The sequence below is a fragment of the Klebsiella sp. PK18 genome (genome assembly GCF_057784655.1).
Genome location: NZ_CM173493.1, coordinates 2,897,416 through 2,918,563 on the forward strand (window position 1 = coordinate 2,897,416; position 21,148 = coordinate 2,918,563).

The window sequence follows — 21,148 nt, forward strand, 5'->3', positions numbered from 1 at the left end:
TCTTTACGCCGCCGTTTTGCTTCAATGCGTTTTTTCTGCAAAAAAACGTCATTATGCTAATGTAACGCAACCTGTTAATAGGCAAGGAAGATTGAGGTCGGGACCTATGGCTAAACCCATTATTACACTTAACGGATTAAAGATGGTCATCATGCTGGGCATGCTGGTGATCATCCTTACCGGCATTCGCTTTGCGGCGGACATTATTGTCCCCTTTATTCTCGCCCTCTTTCTGGCGGTGATCATTAATCCGCTGGTACAACTGCTGGTCCGCTGCCGGGTCCCGCGCGTGCTGGCGATCTCGATGCTGATTGGCCTCATCGTCATGCTGGCCATTGTGCTGCTGGCCTCGCTGGGGACCTCGCTTAACGAGCTGGCGCGCACCTTACCGCAATATCGCAACTATCTCTACGAGCCGATGCAAACCATCGCCCCCTGGCTGCAGCGCATGGGGTTCACCGTCTCGGTGGTGGAGCTGAATAAATACATCGACCCTAACGCGGTGATGACGCTGGTCACCAGCCTGCTCACTCAGCTGTCGAACGCGATGTCCTCGATTTTTCTGCTGCTGCTGACGGTGGTATTTATGCTGCTGGAGGTCCCCCAGCTTCCCGCCAAGCTGCAACAGCTGATGTCCCGTCCGGTTGAAGGGATGGGCGCCATTCAGCGGGCCATCGACAGCGTGTCGCATTATCTGGTGCTGAAAACCGCGATTAGCCTGGTGACCGGCCTGGTGGTCTGGGGCATGCTGGTGCTGCTGGACGTGCGCTTCGCCTTTATGTGGGGACTGCTGGCCTTCGCGCTCAACTATATTCCCAATATTGGCTCCGTGCTGGCGGCCATCCCGCCGATCCTGCAGGTACTGGTGTTTGGCGGGCTGTACGAGGCGCTGGTGGTCCTGGCCGGCTACCTGATCGTCAACCTGGTGTTCGGCAACATTCTGGAGCCACGGGTGATGGGACGTGGCCTGGGGCTCTCCACGTTGGTGGTGTTTCTGTCCTTGATCTTCTGGGGCTGGCTATTGGGCCCGGTCGGCATGCTGCTGTCGGTGCCACTGACGATTATCGCCAAAATTGCCCTCGAGCAGACCAGCGGCGGTCAGAGTATTGCTTTCTTATTAAGTGATGTCAGTAAAGAATAACCCCTTCCCACGGCCGGCCGAGTGCCGGCCGGCTTCCTCACCTGCGCTCTTCCCGTAGACCACTACGCCTTTCGTATTATTGATCCCTATCACAAACGCTAAGACCCAATCGTTACTCTAAAGCTAACAATCAGCCGCCGTGCTTAATTGATGCGCAGCGCCGCGCATCGCACACTAACTTCCACCAGGACAAACGAAACGATTTGTCGAATCAGGAGGTTAACAATGAATGCTGAACAAACGACGGCGCGGGTCTGGAACCGTCGCCGGACGGAAAAACAGCGGCGGCTGGCCGAAGCGAAGATCGCCGGCAAAGTCATCCCCACTGACCAGCTGGTCAGCGTACTGGAAAATCTGCTCGCCCCGGGCGATCGGGTGGTGCTGGAAGGCAACAACCAGAAACAGGCTGATTTCCTCTCCCGCATGCTCGCCGAGGTCAATCCGCAAAAAATTCACGACCTGCATATGATTATGCCCAGCGTCGGGCGCAGCGAGCATCTGGACCTGTTTGAAAAAGGCATTGCCCGTAAACTGGATTTCTCTTTCTCCGGCACCCAGAGCCTGCGCATTTCGCAGCTGCTGGAAGATGGCCTGCTCGAAATCGGCGCCATCCACACCTATATCGAACTCTACTCCCGCCTGTACGTTGATCTGTCGCCAAACGTCGCGCTGATCGCGGGCTATAAAGCCGACAGCAAAGGCAACCTGTACACCGGGCCAAGTACTGAAGATACCCCGGCGCTGGTCGAAGCCGCCGCCTTCCACGATGGCATTGTGATAGCCCAGGTCAACGAACTGGTGGACGACGAATGCGATCTGCCGCGCGTGGATATTCCCGGCTCGTGGATTGATTACGTGGTGGTCGCCGACAAACCGTTCTTCATTGAACCGCTGTTCACCCGCGACCCGCGCCTGATTAAGCAAGAACACATTCTGATGGCGATGATGGCGATCAAAGGCATCTACGCGGAGCATCAGGTGCAGTCGCTTAACCACGGTATCGGCTTTAATACCGCTGCCATTGAACTGCTGCTGCCCACTTATGGCGAACAGCTCGGACTGAAAGGCAAAATCTGTAAACACTGGACGCTGAACCCGCATCCGACCTTAATCCCGGCCATCGAGAGCGGCTGGGTGGAGAGCGTGCACTGTTTCGGCGGCGAACTGGGGATGGAAGAGTACATCCGCGCCCGCCCGGATATCTTCTTTACCGGCCCGGATGGCTCAATGCGCTCTAACCGCGCCTTCTGCCAGCTGGCAGGTCAGTACGCGGTAGATATGTTTATCGGTTCGACCCTGCAGGTTGATGGCCTGGCTAACTCCTCCACCGTCACCCGCGGCCGCCTATCCGGCTTCGGCGGCGCGCCGAACATGGGGCACGACCCGCACGGTCGCCGCCACGCCACCCCGGCCTGGCTCAATATGATCACTGAACCAGACCCGATGCAGCGCGGGAAAAAACTCGTGGTGCAGATGGTCGAAACCTTCCAGGCCGGCGTGAAACCGACCTTCGTTGAAACCCTCGACGCGGTTGAGGTGGCGAAAACCTCCGGCATGCCGCTGGCGCCGGTGATGATTTATGGCGATGACGTGACTCACGTGCTGACCGAAGAAGGTATCGCTTACCTGTACCGCGCGGAGAGCCTTGAAGAGCGCCGGGCGATGGTCGCCGCGGTGGCCGGGATCACCGATATTGGCCTCGGGGTGGACGCCAAACGCGTCGCCGCCCTGCGCCAGAGCGGCAAAGTGGTGTACCCGGAAGATATCGGCATTCGCCGTAGCGATGCCACCCGCTCGCTGCTGGCGGCCGGCAGCGTCGCCGACCTGGTGGAGTGGTCCGACGGACTGTACAACCCACCGGCAAAATTCCGGAGCTGGTAATGAAAAATCTCTCCCCCCTGCACGCAGAAAGCCGCGTCAGCTGGCTGGCGCATACCGCCAGCGCGTGTCTGATTGACGAAGCCCGTCTGAGTCCAAAACCGGGTCTGGTCGATAGTCGCGGCAACGGCGCGCATCAGGATCTCAATCTGGACCTGATGGAACGCTCCGCCCGCAGTCTGCAGCCGACCTTTCACGCGCTGGCGCAGCAAAGCTGGCAGCGTCCGGCGGATATCGCCCTGCGAGAAACCGTCGGCCGCCTCGGTCGCGAAGGTGAAGCGCAGATGATGATGGCGACGGGTGGGGTTAACACCCACCGCGGCGCTATCTGGGCGCTGGGCCTGCTGGTCAGCGCGGTGGCGATGTTGGGTGGAGAGGGTCAATCACAGGCGATCGCCGCCGCCGCTGCCGCCCTCGCCCGCCTGCCTGACGGCTTCGCGCCGAAAAGCTTTAGTAAGGGTCTGCGCGCCAGCCGCCGCTGGCAGGTGCCGGGCGCACGCGAGGAAGCGCAGCGCGGATTTCCGCATGTTACCACCCTGGCGCTGCCGCAACTGCAGCAAAGCCGGGCGCGAGGCGCCAGCGAGCCGCAGGCGCGCCTTGATGCGCTGATGGCCATCATGACCTCGCTGAGCGATACCTGCGTGCTGTCGCGCGCCGGCATGAACGGCCTGCACGCTATGCAGCAAGGCGCTCGCGAGGTTCTGGCGGCGGGCGGTTGCGCCAGCGTCGCCGGTCGCGCCGCGCTGGCGCGCCTTGATGGGCAGATGCTGGCGCACAACGCCTCGCCGGGTGGCGCGGCCGATCTCCTTGCCGCCACCCTGTTTCTCGACCGGGTTGCCGGCTAACGCATTCAGAGGATGTTATGGAACAGATTACATTGTCATTTCCTGCCAACCGCGCCCTCAGCGGCAAAGCATTGGCAGGAGTCGTAGGTTCAGGCGATATGGAAGTGCTTTATACCGCCGCACAGGGCGCCACGCTCAACGTACAGATCACTACCTCCGTGGATAACAGCCAGGCGCGCTGGCAGGCGCTGTTCGACAGGCTGAACCTGATCAACGGTCTGCCCGCCGGGCAGTTGATTATCCACGACTTCGGCGCCACGCCGGGCGTCGCCCGTATTCGTATTGAACAAGTCTTTGAGGAGGCAGCTCATGCGTAACGATCGCAGCTTTATCGAACTGCGCGCTCGCGAACGCGCCCACGCCCTGCTGGACGACGGCAGCTACCGCGAACTGCTGGATCCGTTTGAAGGCATTATGTCGCCGTGGCTCGGCGCACAGGGCATCGTCCCACAGTCCGACGACGGTATGGTGGTCGCCAAAGGCACGATCAACGGCCAACCTGCGGTGGTGATTGCCATCGAAGGCACCTTCCAGGGCGGCAGTATGGGCGAAGTCTCCGGCGCCAAAATGGCCGCCGCGCTGGAGCTGGCGGCGGAAGATAACCGCAACGGTATCCCGACCCAGGCGGTGCTGTGCCTCGAAACCGGCGGCGTACGTCTGCAGGAGGCCAACCTCGGTCTGGCCGCCATCGCCGATATTCATGCCGCGATTGTCGACCTGCGCCGCTACACCCCGGTCGTCGGCATTATCACCGGTACCGTCGGCTGCTTCGGCGGCATGTCCATCGCCGCGGCGCTGTGCAGCTACCTTATCGTCACCCGTGAAGCCCGTCTCGGCCTCAACGGCCCGCAGGTTATCGAGCAGGAAGCCGGCATTGAAGAGTACGACTCCCGCAACCGTCCGTTTATCTGGAGCATGACCGGGGGTGAAATTCGCGCCGCCAGCGGACTGGTCGACGCGCTGGTTAACGATGGCGTTAACGCCGTTAAAACCGCAATGAACGAGGCGATCGCCAAAGGCGTACCGGTACAGCACCGCAGCGACAACTATGACGATTATCTGCGTCGCTTGAGCCAGTTCGATACCCGCCAGCAGGCGGATACCGCGCAGATTAAACAGCTTTTTGCCCGGGAGGATAAATAATGAGTCAGTTCCCAAACCGCGCCGCGCTGTGGCTGAATAAACTGGCGCCCGACGCGCCGCTGATGAGTGGTCTGTGCCCGTCGGTGCAGGTCGCAGATGGCCAGATTGATGGTGAAAGCGTCCGCTTTATCGCCGTGGTGCCTGACGCCAACAACCACTACCCCCGCGCCGCCGGCGGCGAAGTCGGCTTGCTGGAAGGCTGGACGCTGGCGAAAGTGGTCAATGAAACCAACGCCGCTGACGCCGACCAGCCTGTGAAACGGCCGATCGTCGCGGTAATTGATGTCCCAAGCCAGGCCTATGGCCGCCGCGAAGAAGCTTTCGGCATCCATCAGGCGCTGGCCGGGGCGGCAGGCGCCTACGCCAAAGCCCGTCTTGCCGGCCACCCGGTGATTGGCCTGATTGTCGGAAAAGCGATGTCCGGGGCGTTTCTGGCCCACGGCTATCAGGCCAACCGCCTGATCGCCTTTAACGATAGCGGTGTGCTGGTCCACGCGATGGGTAAAGAATCGGCAGCGCGCATTACGCTGCGTACCGTAGAGGCGCTGGAGAAACTGGCGGCGACGATCCCGCCGATGGCCTACGACGTCAGCAACTATGCGACGCTCGGCCTGCTCTCCGCCCTGCTCGATATCAGCCATCCGGATGCGCCAGACGAAGGCGATCTGTCGCTGGTCAGCCGTACCCTGCGCGACGCCATCGCTGACGCGCGCAAAGATACCTCGCTGAAGTGCCGCCTGGGCGCGGAAAACCGCCGTAGCTCACAACTGGTTCGCGATCGCATGCGCGCCAGCTGGTAAGACGTTCGTACGTAAGTAGTAGAAGAAAACCTGCCGGAAGCTGTCCCCCGGAGCGCGGAATACACGCTCCGGGAAGGGACGGCTTTTAGAAAAAATAACAATCGCGCCAGTACTCTATTTTATTTACAGGTGATTTATGACTTATGTGATTATTCATGCTCTTGCCCCGATTTTCGTCATTATGCTGCTGGGCTTCTGGGCCGGTAAGGCCGGGATGGTAGATAATAAAAATGTCTCCCTGCTCAATATCTTTGTAATGGATTTTGCCTTACCCGCCACGCTGTTTAGCGCCACGGTACAAACGCCGTGGGCCGGTATCGTCGCCCAGTCGCCGCTGGTGCTGGTGCTGACCGGCGCGATGTGGATCACCTATGCCGCGATCTACTTCCTCGCCACCAGCGTGTTCAAACGCACGCCGCAGGATGCCGCGGTGCTGACCCTCACCGTCGCCCTGCCAAACTATGCCGCGTTGGGTCTGCCGATCCTCGGCAGCGTGCTGGGTGAAGGCGCGTCAACCTCGCTGTCGGTGGCGGTCTCTATCGCCTGCGGCTCGGTACTGATGACCCCGTTCTGCCTGCTGATTCTGGAACGTGAAAAAGCCCGCGCCGCAGGTGAAAACAGCGGTTCTACGCTGGCGATGCTGCCGGTGCTGATGTGGCGTTCGGTGAAAAAACCGATCGTCTGGGGCCCGCTGCTTGGGGTGGTGCTTTCCGCTATCGGCATTAAAATGCCGGAAATGCTGCTGGCCTCCATCAAACCGCTGGGCCTGGCCGCCACCGCCGCCGCGCTGTTCCTCACCGGGGTGATCCTGTCGGCACGTAAACTGCAGCTCAATGCGCTGATCGCCACTTCCACCATCGTGAAACTGCTGGTGCAGCCGTTTATTGCCTGGGGTCTGGTGATGCTGCTGGGTCTGCACGGCTCTATCGCCATTACCGCGATCCTGATGATTGCCCTGGCCGCCGGCTTCTTCGGCGTGGTCTTCGGCAACCGCTTCGGGGTGCAATCTCCGGATGCTGAAGCCGTGCTGCTGTTGAGCTCGGTTCTGTGTATCCTGTCGCTACCGCTGTTTATCTCTTTGACCTCAGGACTGTAAACCATGTCATCAACGCCGCGCCCCCACGATTTACTCTGGTTAAACCACGCCAGCGCCCTGGAAGCGATTGCCGAGCCGTGGGTGGCTCAGCAGTGGCGAGCCGCGCTGCCGGTGGTGGTGAGGCGCGACGTTGATGACCAGGCCCGCATCCCGGTGGGGGTGCGGGGCATGAAGCGCGAGCAGCGCGCCGCCGGTTGGGTCCAGGCGCACAATATCGTGCGCTGCGTGACGCCGGAAATGCTGGTGGATCGCGAGCGTCTGCTGGGCTCCCCTTTTGTTTCACAGCCGCCGGTTCAGGCGGCTATCGCCCTTACCTTACACCCCTGGTCCTGGCGCTGGGGCGTCACCGGCAGTACAGGCTATGCGCTGGCCACTGAGATCCCGGTACTGCATGCGGCAAGCGATCTGGATCTACTGATCCGCGCGCCGCAGCCGCTGGATCGCGAGGCGCTGCGCGAGTGGCAGGCCCGTGTGGCCCAACTGCCGTGCCGCGCCGATACCCAGGTAGAAACGCCCTACGGCGCCTTCGCCCTTAATGAGTGGCTGCGCGATGGCCGTGCGCTGCTGAAAACATCCCATGGTGCACGCTTAACCGCGACGCCGTGGCACAGGGAGGAATGATGAAAATTTTGTTTACTTTTCCCGGTCAGGGCGGCCAGCGGCCAGCCATGCTGGCGGCCATCCCCGACCGCGAGAACATCTTCGCGCAGGCGCGCGAGGTGCTGGGAGATGAAGTCGATAGCCTCGATAGCGCCGCAGCGCTAAAACACACCCGTGCCGTACAGCTCTGTCTGCTGATCGCCGGGGTCGCCTGGGCGCGCGAGCTACAGCGCCAGGGCGTGGATCCGCAGATGGTCAGCGGCCTCTCTATCGGCGCGTTTCCGGCAGCGGTGATTGCCGGCGCGCTCGATTTCGCCAGCGCGTTGCGGCTGGTGGCGCTGCGCGGCGATTTAATGGAGCAGGCTTATCCCGAAGGTTACGGGCTGACGGCGATTATGGGGCTGACCCGCCCGCGGGTTGAGGCGCTGATGCAGGGCCACGAGGTTTATCTCGCCAACCTCAACGCCGAAACGCAGATCGTGATCGCCGGGCGCGATGAGGCGATGGCCGAGGTGGCGCAGCTGGCGCTGCGGGCTGGCGCCAGTAAAGCCCAGCGGCTGGCGGTCAGCGTACCCTCGCACTGCGCACTGCTGGATAAACCCGCCGCAGCGCTGGCAAAAGCCTTTGCCGACGTCACCTTAACGCGCCCTCAGCGCGCCTATTTAAGCGGCTCGACGGCGCGCGTGCTGTGGGATCCACAGCGGATCGCTGACGATCTGGCGATGAACATGGCGCGCACCGTACATTGGCAGGAGGCGATGATCGCCGCCGATGAACGCGACGCCAGGCTGGCAATCGAGATGCCGCCCGGCGGGGTGCTCACCTGCCTGACCCGCCAGGCGGGCTGGCGCGGCGAGACCATTGCGCTGGAGCGCAGCGGCGTAGACGTCGCCCGCCATCTGGCGCAGCGGCTTAGCGATTAATACTGCGGGCGTACATCCGCCCTTCCGCCGCCAGCGCCAGCAGGTCGGCATCGCGCTCGCGATGGTGCGAATAGACGATAGAGATCAGCTGGCGCATCTGATAGGGTTCCGCCAGCTTTAACAGCTGCACATCGTTTTCATAAACTTTCTTCATGCGTCCCGGCAGCAACGCGAAGCCAACCCCTGCCTGCACCAGACTTATCATCGAAAAGATATCATTTACCCGGGTCACAATTTCCGGCTCAAAACCGGCCACCTGAAAGGCCTCCTGAAACCCGGCATAAGTCGCAAACCCTTCCGCCAGCGAAACAAACTTACGATCGGCATAATCGCGCAGGTCGGCAAGATGAGTGGTATTCAGCTGTTCCGTCGCCGGCGCGGCGAGGAAGATATCATCTTCAAACAGCGGCACCACGTCGAAGGCCGAATGATTGTACTCGCCTTCATTGGTGGCGATTAAGATAGCATCCAGCGCATCGTCCTCCAGCATATCCAGCAGCATCTGGTTGGAGCCCATGGTCAGATCCAGCTCCAGCTCCGGGCGACGCAGCTTCATCCCCATAATGATGCGCGGAACGGTTTCCAGCGTCAGCGAATAGAGGGTACCGATGCGCAACCGTCCCTGACCGACGCCGGCGACTTTACGCGTCGCCTCAAGCCCACGGCTCATCAGACTCATCACATCCTGGCAGTATTCCAGCAGCGTCCACGCCGCCTGCAGCGGCAGCAGGTTGCGCCCTTTGTGGACAAACAGCGGGCAGCCGACCCCCTCTTCGAGCGTATGCAGCGCGCGGTGCACGCTAACGCTGCTGAGCTTCATGGCTTCGGCGGTTCTGGCGATATTGCCCTTCGCCATAAACATCATAAAGACCGACAGCTTGCGGAAGGTGATCTCCTGGTTGATATCGTCTTTCATAGCCCTTCCACACTCCCGGTTTACTTTTCTTTTTTCAATTCAAACCAGTATATCTTTTATGACGGCAAAGTTGCAGGCAACGCGCGGCAGGGACGGGAAATGAACGCAAAAAAGGGAAGACCGTGGTCTTCCCTTTTGTTCACTGCACGAATGTGCTTTTAAAGCGCCATATCGTGCTGCGGCGAGGCGTCGCGCTGCGGTTCAGCCGGTTTGGCGGTCGCGGTTGGCGCAGCCGCTGGCATCTGGATCACCGGCGGCTTAGTCAGCTGCAGCGCCGCGGCGGTGTCATCCCATACCTGCTGGCTTAGCGCCACGTTACCGTTCAGCTTCTGACCGTAGCTCGGCACGATAGCGTGAATACGGCTCTGCCACTCCGGCGAGTTAAACTGCTGCGGGAACATCTGCTTGAGTACGTTCAGGGTGATCGGCGCGGCGGTGGAAGCCCCCGGCGACGCGCCGAGCAGCGCAGAAATCGTTTTCTGCTGATCGACCACCACTTCGGTACCCAGCTTCAGAACGCCGCCCTTCTCTGCGTCTTTCTTAATGATCTGCACGCGCTGGCCGGCCTGGATCAGTTTCCAGTCTTCTTTACGCGCGTCCGGGTAGTACTCTTTCAGCGCAGCAAAACGGTCATCATCACTGAGCATCACCTGGCTGACGAGATATTTCACCAGATCGAAGTTGTCGAGACCGACGTGGGTCATCGGCAGCACGTTATCGGTGGTGGTGGTGCTGAGCAGGTCAAAGAACGAACCATTTTTCAGGAACTTGGTCGAGAAGGTGGCGAATGGCCCGAACAGCACCACGCGCTTACCGTCGAGATAACGAGCGTCAAGATGCGGCACCGACATCGGCGGCGCGCCGACCGAAGCCTGACCGTAGACTTTCTCCAGATGCTGCGCGGTGACCGCCGGGTTCTCGGTCATCAGGAACGAGCCGCCCACCGGGAAACCGGCATAGTTATCCGCTTCCGGAATGCCGGTTTTCTGCAGCAGCTTCAGCGCGCCGCCGCCGGCGCCGATAAAGACGTATTTGGCGTCAATAGTCTGCGCGTCCCCGCTCTGCACGTTCTTAATCGTCACGTGCCAGGAGTTGTCAGTATTGCGTTTGAAATCGGTCACCTCGGAGGAGGTTTGCAGGGTGAAGTGGTTATTTTTCTTCAGGCTGCCGATCAGCTGGCGGGTAATTTCGCCGTAGTTGACATCGGTACCCACCGGCGTCCAGGTGGCGGCCACTTTCTGCTGCGGATCGCGACCTTCCATCACCAGCGGCGCCCACTGTTTAATTTGCGCGTGATCGGTGGAGAATTTCATTCCCTGGAATAAGGTGGTCTGCTGCAGCGCGTTATAACGTTTTTGCAGGTAATCCACATTATCGCCCCACACGAAACTCATATGCGGTGTGGAGTTAATAAAGGAGTGCGGGTCGTGCAAAATACCGCGTTTCACCTGTGCCGACCAGAACTGACGGGAAATCATAAACTGTTCGTTAATATCCAGCGCTTTGCTGACGTCAATCGACCCGTCCGCTCGTTCCGGGGTATAGTTCAGCTCCATATTCGCTGAATGGCCGGTACCGGCGTTATTCCAGCCGTTGGAAGATTCCAGGGCCACGCCGTCCAGTTTCTCCACCATGGTCAGGTTCCAGTCCGGCTGCAGCGCCTGCAGCCAGGTGCCGAGCGAGGCGCTCATGATCCCGCCGCCAATCAGCAGGAAGTCGGTTTTTTTCGAGGTATCCGCTTCAGCATGCGTCGCCGCGCTGACGAACATCGCTAATGCGGTAAAGGAAATAATCGTTTTTTTCATTGCAGGCATAATAGAATTATCACGTAGCACACGGTAATAAGAGGCAGCATATTAACGCACTTTTACTTTATTTTAAAATATCATTTACACTCTGGCATTTTTAATCAAATAATTATTTAACTTAAAAAAGCAAAGCGAGACATCAAAATGATACCTGGTGAAAAATAAGATCGAAAATTCAGCCTGATTGCTGAGAAAAATAAAAAATAGAGATTTTTTTAGTTAATAAAGCCCAGGCGCGTACGACAATCGCGCGCGCCTGGCTGAGGGGTTAATGAGCGGGAGTGGTCGTGCTGCTGCGCTGTGCTTCGCGCAGGGCGAGACGCAGGTGATTGTGATGTTCCCTCAGCAGCTCGCGCGCGTGCCAGGCATCCAGCCCGCTGAGCAGCATCAGGATCGCGGTGCGGCAGTGCTGATGGCAGCTGGCCAGTGCCGCTTTTGCTTCACTGCGCGTGCAGTCGGTGGCCGCCATGACAATCGCTATCTGCCGCTCCGCCCAGTGCGAATTGTCAGCCTGCACGTCCACCCGCAGATTGCTGTACACCCGACCGTCACGGATGGCGAGCCCGGTCGTCAGCATGTTGACGATCTGCCGCTGGGCCAGTTGAGCCTTCGGATTGGCTAAGCCTGCCACCGCTTCCGGCCCGGTCTGTGGGGCAATAATGATATCCGCCAGCTGCGCCGCCTCGCTGGCCGCCTGCTGAGTGACGACAGCGATAGGGGCCCCCAGCGACCAGGCGTGGCGCATCGCGCCCCACACCCACGGCGTCTTGCCGCTGACGGTCAACGCCAGCAGCATATCGTGGTTGGAAAAGTCCAGCGACTGCAGTTCAAAGGCGCCCAGGTCATAATTATTTGCTGCGGTTTCCCGCTCGGCCATCGCCGCCGTCTGCCCACCGGCAATCAGTCCCACCAGCGCGTGTTTGCCTTCCGGCGAATAGTCGCTGACCGCCTCGATGGCCGTCCGGCCTGACGCTCCAGCGCCGATAATGACCAGGCGCCCTCCCCGGCCCATCGTCGCGGTGGCGACATCAATCAGCCGGGCGATGTCCGGCAGGCAGGCGCCAACCGCCTCCGATATCTGCTTATCATCCTGATGCAGCATCGCCAGCATGTCTGCCGTGGCGAGACGATCGATGTGAGTGGTATCCGGGTGACGGCGGGCCTGCATTGCAGCGGTTAGCGAACTGTTCATAACAACCTCCATTTACAACAGAAAAAGCGCATCTCGGCGACATCAGCGGCCTGATGCATATCCTTATATTCATCAGGCCTATTTAACCTCTGCCGCCACTATAAGTGGAATGTTCTGTGCTTTACCGCCGTCGGGGTCACAGTTTACCTTCCCGACCGCCCCGTCAGGGGGCGATTGCCGGTTATCTGAGCAATCCTGTCTTACGTCTCATCTTCGCCGCCCGCCGGCATGGCCAGTCAGAAGGATTGCTGGCAGAGCATGTGAAACGGTTTACGTATCGGCTAAACCGCCTCGATTGGCTTTGATTACACGGCTTTATGAAAACCGTCCTATCGGCGATAATATGCCTTCACTGAATCTATCCGGGATCGTCATGAAGGCATCAGAGCAGCAGCCTCGCGTTCGCCAACGCGCCTTACCGTTAAAGCTGAGCACCGCCGTATCCTTGATGATCGGCAGCGTCATCGGCGCCGTGCTCCTGCTGGTCTATGCCCTGTGGTATATGCAGATCAGCAATGCCACCCGCGACGGTCTGAAAGAGACCGCGCTGGCGGTGGCGCGCACCATGGCCGATATGCCGCAGGTGAAGCGCGGACTGGAGGCGCCCCCGCAGCAGCAGATCATTCAGCCGCTGGCGCAGGCCATCACCCGGCGCAACGACCTACTGTACGCTATCGTCACCGATATGCACGGTATTCGCTATTCGCATCCGGATACCTCTATCATCGGAAAGCGGTTTATCGGCCGGGATATCCTGCCCACGCTGCAGGGGAAAGAGAACGTTGCCATTAACCACGGCGTACTGGCCCCGGCGCTGCGGGTATTCACCCCGGTGTTCAACGACCAGCACCAGCAAATTGGCGTGGTGGTGGTCGGCATTTCGCTGAGTAAAGTGGACGAACAGATCGCCAACAGCCGCTGGGACGTACTGTTGACCATCCTGTTCAGCGCGCTGGTCTGCGCGCTGGGCACCTGGAGCCTGGTACGCGGTCTGAAGCGCGTCCTGCTGGGGCTGGAGCCGCAGGAGATTTCCACCCAGTTTCAACAGCGTCAGGCCATGCTTCACGCCCTGAAGGAGGGCGTCGTTGCCGTTGATGCCCACGGCGAAGTTAATTTGATCAACCCGGCGGCGCAGGAGATCCTCTTTTCCGGCCCGGACAAAACCCTCGCCCACACGCCACTGCTCGCCGACCTGCAGACCGTCTTGCAGAGCGGCGAGCCGATGTACGACCGCGAACTGGGATGCAATGGCCTGTTGCTGATCGGCAATACGGTGCCCATTCGCAGCCAGGAAGCGGTGGTCGGCGCCATCTGTACCTTCCGCGATAAGACCGAGGTGAGCCAGCTGCTGCAGCGGCTGGACGGCATGATGAGCTATGTGGATGCCCTGCGCACCACCTCCCATGAATTTATGAATAAACTGCACGTGATCCTCGGCCTGCTGAATATGAAAAGCTATGGCAAACTCGAGGAATACGTGCTGCAGACCGCCCACCGCTATCAGGCGGACATCGGCGACATTCAGCACCGTATTAAATCCCCGGTGGTGGCGGGCTTCCTGATAAGTAAAATTCAGCGCGCCACCGAGTGCGGCTTTACGCTGACGCTGGCGGAAGAGAGCCTGGTGCCGGATTGCCCGAACGAGAAGCAGGTCACGGTACTGGTGACGGTGCTGGGCAATCTTATCGAGAACGCGCTGGACGCCATGAGCGGCCAGGCGGAGGGTGAGATCGGCCTGCTGCTGCACTACCAGGACGGCTGGCTAAGCGGTGAAGTGAGCGATGACGGACCGGGGATCCCGGAAAATAATATCGACGCTATCTTTAACAAAGGTTTCTCCACCAAAGGCGAGAATCGTGGCGTCGGGCTGTTTCTCGCCAACCAGCAGCTGCGCGAACTGGGCGGCACCCTCGCCGTCGAGTCGGAACCCGGCGTATTTACCCAATTTTTTGTTCATCTCCCCTGGGATAGTAAAAGGAAACGTGCGTGATAAATGTGTTGATTGTTGACGATGATGCGATGGTGGCCGAACTGAATCGCCTGTACGTGGCAAGAGTTCCCGGCTTTCGTTGCAGCGGGAGCGCTTCGACGCTCAGTCAGGCCCAGGAGATGATTAACGATAAGCAGCGGGAGATCGATCTGGTGCTGCTGGATGTCTACATGCAACAGGACAGCGGGCTGGATCTACTGCCGACCATCCGCGAGTCGGGGCGCGCTATCGATGTCATCATGATCACCTCGGCGGCAGACGCCGCCACGGTGCAGACCGCGATGCATTACGGGGTGGTTGATTACCTGATCAAACCTTTCCAGTTTCCGCGCTTTGAAGAGGCGCTCACCACCTGGCGGGAGAAGCGTAAACTGATGACCGGCCAGCCGTATTACGAACAGGCCGACGTCGACCGTCTGCTGCACGGCGGCGCGCCGGAGGCCAGCGACGCGCGCAAGCTGCCCAAGGGGCTAACCGCGCAAACGCTGCGTACGCTCTGCCAGTGGATTGACGCCCATCCGGACGTTGAATTCTCTACCGATGAGCTGGCGGCGGCCGTAAATATCTCCCGCGTCTCGTGCCGCAAATATCTGATTTGGCTGGCACAGATCAATATCCTCTACACCACTATCCACTACGGCGCTACCGGGCGACCGGTCTATCGCTACCGCCTGGTCGCCGAACAGTACAGTTTGCTTAAGCAGTACAGTCAATAACCTGATAGCCGCTGTCCAGCGGCGAAAAACGCAGCCGCTGCCGCGATGAGAGAATGATGTCGCGATTTTTGGTGACGAAAATCGCGTCGATATCCTCACGCTGACGCAGCGCTGCGCAGCCCTTCTCTACGCCGAGGCCGAACAGCAGCGTAGTCCAGATATCGCCGTCTAAAGAATCCGTGGAAATCACCGTCACGCTGTCGAGTTCGTTATCCAGCGGATAACCGCTGCGCGGGTCGAGAATATGGTGCCAGCGTTTGCCGTCCTGCTCAAAATAACGTTCATAGATTCCGGAAGTGACCACCGACTGCCCGTTGATCGTCAGGGAGCCAATCAGCGCCTGCGCGTCGGCAAACGGTTTTTTCAGGCCAATGGTCCATTCGCCGAGGGTATGCACATTGCCGCCGAGATTGATCAGCGCCTTCGCCACCTGCTGCTGACGGAGATAATCGCGCACGCGGTCAGCGATATAGCCTTTGGCGATCGCCCCAAGATCCAACTCCATCCCCGGCTGCTGGAGAAACACACTACAGGTAGTCTCATCGAGGATCACCTCCTGTGGGCGGGTCAGCGCCAGTCGGGCTCTGATATCAGCCGCGTCAGGCACGCTGTGCCCGTGAAAGCCAATTCGCCACAGCTTCACCAGCGGGCCGATGGCAAGATTAAAGGCGCTGTCGCGCACCATGCTGGCGGCTTTGGCGCACTGAATCAGCTGAAAGACCGGGCGACTGACCGTGACCGGATGGCGTCCGGCGGCATGGTTGATATCCATCACCTGCGACTCGGCACGGTTAACGGTAAGCAGATCTTCGTAGCGTTTAATTAACTGAAATACGCGGGAGGCCAGCGCCTCATCGTGGGAATAAAGTTTGAGCAGGATGGGGGACCCCATCAGGACGGCGGAGTAGCTATAGACACGGTTATCGGACATCGGGCTCTCCTTCAGAAGGGATAAGAACCTATCCCAGTAGGCGTAATTGGCGCAGCCAGTTTGAACACGGACAGCGCGCAGAAACCGGAGCGTACACGTAGTACGTGAGGATTTCGAGCACTGCCCAGGTTCAACATGGCAAGCAAAATAGCCTTAATGAGATAGGCTCTAAGCCGGGCGGCAAAAGCACCAGCCCGGCATCAGCAATTACCTGTTATCCTCTGGCACGTTTCGCCGCCTGGTGGCCCGCGAGGGTACCGAAGATGATGATATCCGCGACCGCGTTACCGCCGATGCGGTTGCCGCCGTGGATCCCACCCACCACTTCACCGGCGGCGTAGGCGCCGCGGATCGGCTGTTGGTCAACGTTCAGCACTTCGCCATCGGTGTTAATGGTCACGCCGCCCATGGTGTGGTGCACCCCGGGGGCGATGCGAATGGCATGGAACGGGCCTTCGTTAATCGGCGCGCGCAGCGCGGTTGTGCGGCCAAACTGTTCATCATGCTGTTTTTCCACTGCCCCGTTGTAACACTCGAGGGTGGCGAGGAAGGCATGGTAATCCATCCCCAGTTTCTCCGCCAGTTCACGCGGCGAGCTGGCGCTGGTGACGAAGCCTTTGGCGATATACTCATCGGCAGCTTTGTTTTTCGCCCGCACATGCTCGTCAAAGACAATGTACGCATAGTGTTCCGGCAGGGCGATAATCGCCGCCGAGACTTTATCGCGGGTCTCCATTTCGTTAAAGAAGCGGTTCCCCTGCTGGTTAACAAGAATAGCGCCGCCGCCGCGAATCGATTCGGAAATCAGGTACGAAGTCTGCTGTTCGACGGTGGGGTGAATCTGAATTTCGCCCATATCCACGGTGCCAGCGCCAATGCGTTCCAGCAGCGCGATACCGCTCCCGGTCGCCCCTTTGTGGTTGGTGGTCACGAAACCGTCGAGGTCCGGACGATACTTCACCACCATCGCGCTGTTGGCGCTGAAGCCGCCGGTGGCCACTACGATGCTTTTGGTCTGCACTTCGATGACTTCTTTTTCGTCGTTGACCAGACGTACACCGCTCACCTCATCCCCGCTCATCAGGATCTCTTCCACCGAGGTATCCAGCAGGACGTCGATCCCGCGTTTGGTGATGTTGCGCACCAGGCCGCTAATCAGATAGCCGCCGACTGCTGACCCGTCGCGCGGACGGTGGGTACGGTCAATGCTCATCCCGCCGGTGGTGGTGATGTCGTTGAGCATAATGCCGCGGTCCGCCAGCCACTCAATGGCTTGCGGCGCATTCTCCACGAAGCGACGCAGCAGCTGCGGGTTGTTTTTGTTGTGGCCGCCCTTCAGGGTTTCCTGATAGAACAACTCTTTACTGTCCTGAATACCTTTGACCCGCTGGAAGCGGGTTTCCGCGGCGTTCATCCCGGCGGAAGCCTTGATGGTGTTGCCACCGATGGTTGGCATTTTTTCGACGATCAGGACGCTGGCGCCTTCGTCGTGAGCCTGAATGGCTGCCGCCAGGCCGGCGCCGCCGCTGCCGACCACCACCACGTCATAACTTTTCGGCGCGGCGTCATTGCCGCCCTCTTCCGCTGCCAGCGCTTTGCTGGATTTCAGCATCGCTTTAGCGACCGCTTTTTTCACCGCTTCGCTCTGGCTGGTAGCACCGGAAATGGCGTCCACGTGCGGGGTGTTGGCGGTCAGAATACGTTCGCGGATCTCTTCGAAGCTGGTGGTGAACTCGACGGTCTGCACCGGGCTCGCCGCCAGTTCAATATCGGCAATATGATCATTTTCGAGGCTAACGTTGATCACCAGTTCATTGGCGTCATCCTGAACGGTTTCAACAAACATCCCCGGCTTAAATTTAGCGTCGCCCATGCTCATGTCGCGGATCATCGCTTCCACCAGCGAGAAGCGCCACAGCGGTTCCGGAATGTGCAGCGCCTCGCGCTGGGTGCTGTCGATAAACAGCTCCAGCTCTTCACCGGCGGCGATACGAGCCGCCCAGTCCGGATAGGCGATGCAGGCGCGGCCCACGGCGATCAGGTCATAACCGTGATCGAGGCCCAGCTCGGCATCAGCAACGTTAACCACCCCGCCGACGCCCATCACCGGCACCTGAGCCAGGGTTTCAGAGCGCATCGCGCAGTATTTCTCGATCAGCGGTGTTGGATCGCTGGTATCGACGATAGAGGGACGCAGGGTCGCGCCCACCGAGAAGTGCAGATAATCGACACCGCGGGCAGCCAGCTTTTCCAGCAGATACATGGTGTCGTCGAAGCGGATCCCCGGGACCTCCATCTCTTCCGGCGAGAAGCGATAGCCGATGATAAAGGCATCGTCAGCGTACTGGCGGGCCATTTTGTGGGTGATGTCGAGGACCGCCAGCGGGAAACGGGCGCGATTGTCGCGGCTACCGCCCCACTCGTCGTCGCGCTGGTTGGAGTTCGGTGAATAGAACTGCTGGATAAGGTAGGTGTTGGCGCCGTGAATTTCGACGCCGTCGAAGCCGGCGAGAATGGCGCGACGGACGCCGTCGCCAAACTTGGCGATCATCCCTTCCACTTCTTCTCCGCTCAGCGCCCGCGGCATCGCGGCGCCCTCACGCGGCGCGGCAATAGCGCTTGGCGCCACCGGCTGACGCCCCCCGATCAGCTGCGGGTCGACCATGCGTCCGCCGTGATAGATCTGCAGAATCGCTTTTGAACCTTGCGCTTTGATCGCCTCGGCGATTTTCGCCAGGCCGGCAATTTTTTCATCATTATCGATGCCGATCGCGCCCGGGAAGGCCAGGCCGTAGTCATCAATAAAGCAGCACTCGACAATAATGGTGCCGATGCTGCCGGCGCGAGCGCGATAGTACTCCACCAGCTCGCTGGTGACAGTCCCATCGAAATAACCGGTGCAGGTGGTCATCGGCGCCATGAGCAAACGGTTTTTCAGCTCCGTACCATTTGGTAAAGTAAATGGCTGCAGAATTCGTTCGTTACTGGTCATAAGTTACGCTCCAGATTTTAAAATATTAAAAACTCAGAATGGGGTGACGGAATCATTAATGGTTTTGGTTTTTTAATTCCTGTTGTCATGCCAATAATATAGCGTGTTTTTTAGTTACTAAATCAATTACGTTAGTTATAAAACTATTTAACCCCAACAATAACATCGCTACCTCTATTGTATTATTAAAATAATAAATAGCATTTACATAATACAAATGCATGATAACATTTTAGATACTTATGTTAACATTAAAAACGATCGCAAATTTCAATAAAACCATTTATTTTCATGCAGTTACGAAAATAATGGATAAATTCAGCATTAAATGTTCATTTTTATTTTAACATTTATCGATATTTTAGCCAAATTAACACCTCATCATATAGGGTTATACTGATAATAAAAAAATAGTGAAATCACCTGCTTTTCTTGATCTCGATCAATTGCAACGACCATTGAAAGCGCAATATATAAATAACCAACAAATTTAATTTAACGCCCAGACAAACGCGTTAAATAAACGCTCTGACGATACTCAGAAACGAAAAATAAAAACTAAAGTAACTTTTGTAATTAAAGAAATCACTGAGCATGTCACTGGCGTAAACGCTATTTTCAACAACTTGCAGATACTCATTATGAAAGAGAAAAAGACAACCATACCGCCTGCCGGTGCAGTCAATCCAACGACTGCGACTAAAAAACGTCTCCTGATGATGGCGCTGCCGATTATCGTCGCTGTGCTGTTACTGTTTGTTCCGGTCCCGGACGGCCTGCCGCCGTACGCCTGGCACTACTTCGCCATCTTCGTCGGGGTAATCGTCGGGTTAATTTTTGAACCGCTGCCTGGCGCCGTTATCGGCATCACCGGCGTGGTGGTGATCGCCCTCTGTAGCCAGTGGCTGTTGTTCAGCCCGGAACAGATGGCCGCCCCGAGCTTCAAGCTGGCCGGCGCCTCCTTTAAATGGGCGGTGAGCGGCTTCGGCAACTCCACGGTCTGGCTTATCTTCGGCGCCTTTATGTTCGCCGCCGGCTACGATAAAACCCAGTTTGGCCGCCGCCTGGCGCTGATCCTGGTGAAATATCTTGGCCGTCGCAGCCTGACGCTGGGCTACGCCATCACCTTCGCTGACCTGTTGCTGGCGCCGTTTACGCCGTCTAACACCGCGCGCAGCGGCGGTACCATCTACCCGATTATTGCCAACCTGCCGCCGCTGTACGGTTCAAAACCAAACGACCCGAGCGCGCGTAAAATCGGTTCCTATCTGATGTGGGTGGCGATCACCGCCGCCTGTATCACCAGCTCGATGTTCCTGTCAGCGCTGGCACCGAACCTGCTGGCCCTGGCGCTGGTAAAAAGCATCGTCGGCATCAACATCTCGTGGGGGACCTGGTTCATCGCCTTCCTGCCGCTCGGTGTCCTGCTGATCCTGACTATGCCGCTGCTGGCTTACTGGTTCTATCCGCCGGAAGTGAAAATCAATAACGAAGTGCCGCTGTGGGCCGCGCGTGAGCTGGAAAAACTGGGCAAACTGTCGCGCAATGAAATTCTGCTGCTGGTGTTCGTCTGCTTCGCGCTGATGATGTGGATCTTCGCCGCCGACTGGATTGAACCGGCGCTGGCCGCCCTGCTGGTTATCGTGCTGATGCTGTGGACCGGCGTGCTCTCCTGGAGCGACATCACCAACAACAAAGCGGCGTGGAACACCTTTGTCTGGTTTGCCACCCTGGTGGCGCTGGCCGACGGCCTCTCCTCCACCGGTTTCATCGCCTGGCTGGGTAAAGAGGGCGGCGCGCTGATGGGCGGTATCTCCCCAGGCGTGGCGACCATCGTCCTGCTGCTGGCGTTCTACCTGCTGCACTACCTGTTTGCCAGCACCACCGCGCACACCACTGCCCTGCTGCCGGCCATGCTGACTATTGCGGCCACCATTCCGGGTATGAATATGGAAGTGTTCGTCCTGCTGATGGTCACCTCGCTGGGCGTGATGGGGATTATCACCCCGTACGGTACTGGCCCAAGCCCAATCTACTACGGCAGCGGCTACCTGCCGACCAAAGACTACTGGCGCCTCGGCACCATCTTTGGCGCCATCTTCCTGGCCGCCCTGCTGCTGATTGGCTATCCGTGGATGTCCATGATGTTCTGATTCATAACCGCCGGGACCACCCCG

General features: G+C 58.8%; 17 protein-coding genes. 12 read left to right on the forward strand and 5 right to left on the reverse strand.

The genetic code is table 11. From position 1 onward, the window contains the following. Window positions 1-106 precede the first annotated feature (106 nt). The 9 genes from AC3EMD_RS14285 (at window position 107) to mdcH (ending at window position 8,426) form a co-directional block, all read left to right on the forward strand. The gene (locus tag AC3EMD_RS14285; RefSeq protein ID WP_008805030.1) at window positions 107-1,141 is read left to right on the forward strand and encodes an AI-2E family transporter; all 1,035 of its coding nucleotides are present in this window, start codon (window positions 107-109) and stop codon (window positions 1,139-1,141) included. 225 nt (window positions 1,142-1,366) lie between these two features. Then, window positions 1,367-3,022 (forward strand): malonate decarboxylase subunit alpha, encoded by a 1,656-nt coding sequence (mdcA, locus tag AC3EMD_RS14290; protein WP_044613407.1) that lies wholly within the window; start codon window positions 1,367-1,369, stop codon window positions 3,020-3,022. Beyond that, on the forward strand, window positions 3,022-3,864 hold the full coding sequence (locus tag AC3EMD_RS14295; RefSeq protein WP_046881527.1) for a triphosphoribosyl-dephospho-CoA synthase: 843 nt from the start codon (window positions 3,022-3,024) through the stop codon (window positions 3,862-3,864). The genes mdcA and AC3EMD_RS14295 overlap by 1 nt, the downstream gene beginning before the upstream one ends. Window positions 3,865-3,881: 17 nt before the next feature. Beyond that, window positions 3,882-4,181, forward strand: coding sequence for a malonate decarboxylase acyl carrier protein (gene mdcC / locus AC3EMD_RS14300; protein ID WP_008805033.1), 300 nt, complete (start codon window positions 3,882-3,884; stop codon window positions 4,179-4,181). Next, the gene (locus AC3EMD_RS14305; RefSeq protein WP_008805034.1) at window positions 4,174-5,007 is read left to right on the forward strand and encodes a biotin-independent malonate decarboxylase subunit beta; all 834 of its coding nucleotides are present in this window, start codon (window positions 4,174-4,176) and stop codon (window positions 5,005-5,007) included. The genes mdcC and AC3EMD_RS14305 overlap by 8 nt, the downstream gene beginning before the upstream one ends. Further along, window positions 5,007-5,807 carry a biotin-independent malonate decarboxylase subunit gamma gene (mdcE, locus tag AC3EMD_RS14310; protein ID WP_302073547.1) on the forward strand — a complete coding sequence of 267 codons (801 nt, stop codon included), beginning with the start codon at window positions 5,007-5,009 and terminating at the stop codon, window positions 5,805-5,807. The genes AC3EMD_RS14305 and mdcE overlap by 1 nt, the downstream gene beginning before the upstream one ends. A gap of 136 nt (window positions 5,808-5,943) precedes the next feature. Continuing rightward, complete coding sequence (locus AC3EMD_RS14315) at window positions 5,944-6,903, forward strand: AEC family transporter (RefSeq protein WP_012541868.1); 960 nt, start codon at window positions 5,944-5,946, stop codon at window positions 6,901-6,903. 3 nt (window positions 6,904-6,906) lie between these two features. Beyond that, on the forward strand, window positions 6,907-7,524 hold the full coding sequence (locus AC3EMD_RS14320) for a malonate decarboxylase holo-ACP synthase (protein ID WP_232672916.1): 618 nt from the start codon (window positions 6,907-6,909) through the stop codon (window positions 7,522-7,524). Continuing rightward, window positions 7,524-8,426, forward strand: coding sequence for a malonate decarboxylase subunit epsilon (mdcH, locus tag AC3EMD_RS14325; RefSeq protein WP_302074187.1), 903 nt, complete (start codon window positions 7,524-7,526; stop codon window positions 8,424-8,426). The genes AC3EMD_RS14320 and mdcH overlap by 1 nt, the downstream gene beginning before the upstream one ends. Here the strand turns inward: mdcH and AC3EMD_RS14330 are convergent. The 3 genes from AC3EMD_RS14330 to AC3EMD_RS14340 all read right to left on the reverse strand — a co-directional run bounded on the left by AC3EMD_RS14330 (window position 8,416) and on the right by AC3EMD_RS14340 (window position 12,342). Continuing rightward, window positions 8,416-9,342: a LysR family transcriptional regulator gene (locus tag AC3EMD_RS14330; protein ID WP_110234216.1), complete on the reverse strand. Its 927-nt coding sequence runs from the start codon at window positions 9,340-9,342 to the stop codon at window positions 8,416-8,418. The two genes, mdcH and AC3EMD_RS14330, sit on opposite strands and share 11 nt — an antisense overlap. Before the next feature lie 158 nt (window positions 9,343-9,500). Continuing rightward, the gene (gene mqo, locus AC3EMD_RS14335; protein ID WP_302074188.1) at window positions 9,501-11,111 is read right to left on the reverse strand and encodes a malate dehydrogenase (quinone); all 1,611 of its coding nucleotides are present in this window, start codon (window positions 11,109-11,111) and stop codon (window positions 9,501-9,503) included. A gap of 307 nt (window positions 11,112-11,418) precedes the next feature. Continuing rightward, window positions 11,419-12,342 (reverse strand): N-acetylmuramic acid 6-phosphate etherase, encoded by a 924-nt coding sequence (locus AC3EMD_RS14340; RefSeq protein WP_046619584.1) that lies wholly within the window; start codon window positions 12,340-12,342, stop codon window positions 11,419-11,421. Between the two features lie 373 nt (window positions 12,343-12,715). Between AC3EMD_RS14340 and AC3EMD_RS14345 the strand changes: the two genes are divergently transcribed. Both AC3EMD_RS14345 and dcuR read left to right on the forward strand, forming a co-directional pair. Beyond that, window positions 12,716-14,332, forward strand: coding sequence for a sensor histidine kinase (locus tag AC3EMD_RS14345; RefSeq protein ID WP_064165714.1), 1,617 nt, complete (start codon window positions 12,716-12,718; stop codon window positions 14,330-14,332). Then, window positions 14,329-15,048 carry a two-component system response regulator DcuR gene (gene dcuR, locus AC3EMD_RS14350; RefSeq protein WP_008805043.1) on the forward strand — a complete coding sequence of 240 codons (720 nt, stop codon included), beginning with the start codon at window positions 14,329-14,331 and terminating at the stop codon, window positions 15,046-15,048. The genes AC3EMD_RS14345 and dcuR overlap by 4 nt, the downstream gene beginning before the upstream one ends. Here the strand turns inward: dcuR and AC3EMD_RS14355 are convergent. Both AC3EMD_RS14355 and AC3EMD_RS14360 read right to left on the reverse strand, forming a co-directional pair. Then, complete coding sequence (locus AC3EMD_RS14355; RefSeq protein WP_060875837.1) at window positions 15,029-15,979, reverse strand: FAD:protein FMN transferase; 951 nt, start codon at window positions 15,977-15,979, stop codon at window positions 15,029-15,031. The genes dcuR and AC3EMD_RS14355 overlap by 20 nt on opposite strands. Before the next feature lie 214 nt (window positions 15,980-16,193). Next, window positions 16,194-18,971: a flavocytochrome c gene (locus tag AC3EMD_RS14360; protein WP_012541875.1), complete on the reverse strand. Its 2,778-nt coding sequence runs from the start codon at window positions 18,969-18,971 to the stop codon at window positions 16,194-16,196. A gap of 641 nt (window positions 18,972-19,612) precedes the next feature. Between AC3EMD_RS14360 and AC3EMD_RS14365 the strand changes: the two genes are divergently transcribed. Next, window positions 19,613-21,124: an anion permease gene (locus AC3EMD_RS14365; protein WP_012968326.1), complete on the forward strand. Its 1,512-nt coding sequence runs from the start codon at window positions 19,613-19,615 to the stop codon at window positions 21,122-21,124. Window positions 21,125-21,148 lie beyond the last annotated feature (24 nt).

Bases quoted from the DNA above. Each gene is read 5' to 3' on its own strand.
- AC3EMD_RS14285 (WP_008805030.1), top strand. From the start codon at position 107: ATGGCTAAACCCATTATTACACTTAACGGATTAAAGATGGTCATCATG.
- mdcA (WP_044613407.1), top strand. From the start codon at position 1,367: ATGAATGCTGAACAAACGACGGCGCGGGTCTGGAACCGTCGCCGGACG.
- AC3EMD_RS14295 (WP_046881527.1), top strand. From the start codon at position 3,022: ATGAAAAATCTCTCCCCCCTGCACGCAGAAAGCCGCGTCAGCTGGCTG.
- mdcC (WP_008805033.1), top strand. From the start codon at position 3,882: ATGGAACAGATTACATTGTCATTTCCTGCCAACCGCGCCCTCAGCGGC.
- AC3EMD_RS14305 (WP_008805034.1), top strand. From the start codon at position 4,174: ATGCGTAACGATCGCAGCTTTATCGAACTGCGCGCTCGCGAACGCGCC.
- mdcE (WP_302073547.1), top strand. From the start codon at position 5,007: ATGAGTCAGTTCCCAAACCGCGCCGCGCTGTGGCTGAATAAACTGGCG.
- AC3EMD_RS14315 (WP_012541868.1), top strand. From the start codon at position 5,944: ATGACTTATGTGATTATTCATGCTCTTGCCCCGATTTTCGTCATTATG.
- AC3EMD_RS14320 (WP_232672916.1), top strand. From the start codon at position 6,907: ATGTCATCAACGCCGCGCCCCCACGATTTACTCTGGTTAAACCACGCC.
- mdcH (WP_302074187.1), top strand. From the start codon at position 7,524: ATGAAAATTTTGTTTACTTTTCCCGGTCAGGGCGGCCAGCGGCCAGCC.
- AC3EMD_RS14330 (WP_110234216.1), bottom strand. From the start codon at position 9,342: ATGAAAGACGATATCAACCAGGAGATCACCTTCCGCAAGCTGTCGGTC.
- mqo (WP_302074188.1), bottom strand. From the start codon at position 11,111: ATGTTCGTCAGCGCGGCGACGCATGCTGAAGCGGATACCTCGAAAAAA.
- AC3EMD_RS14340 (WP_046619584.1), bottom strand. From the start codon at position 12,342: ATGAACAGTTCGCTAACCGCTGCAATGCAGGCCCGCCGTCACCCGGAT.
- AC3EMD_RS14345 (WP_064165714.1), top strand. From the start codon at position 12,716: ATGAAGGCATCAGAGCAGCAGCCTCGCGTTCGCCAACGCGCCTTACCG.
- AC3EMD_RS14355 (WP_060875837.1), bottom strand. From the start codon at position 15,979: ATGTCCGATAACCGTGTCTATAGCTACTCCGCCGTCCTGATGGGGTCC.
- AC3EMD_RS14360 (WP_012541875.1), bottom strand. From the start codon at position 18,971: ATGACCAGTAACGAACGAATTCTGCAGCCATTTACTTTACCAAATGGT.
- AC3EMD_RS14365 (WP_012968326.1), top strand. From the start codon at position 19,613: ATGAAAGAGAAAAAGACAACCATACCGCCTGCCGGTGCAGTCAATCCA.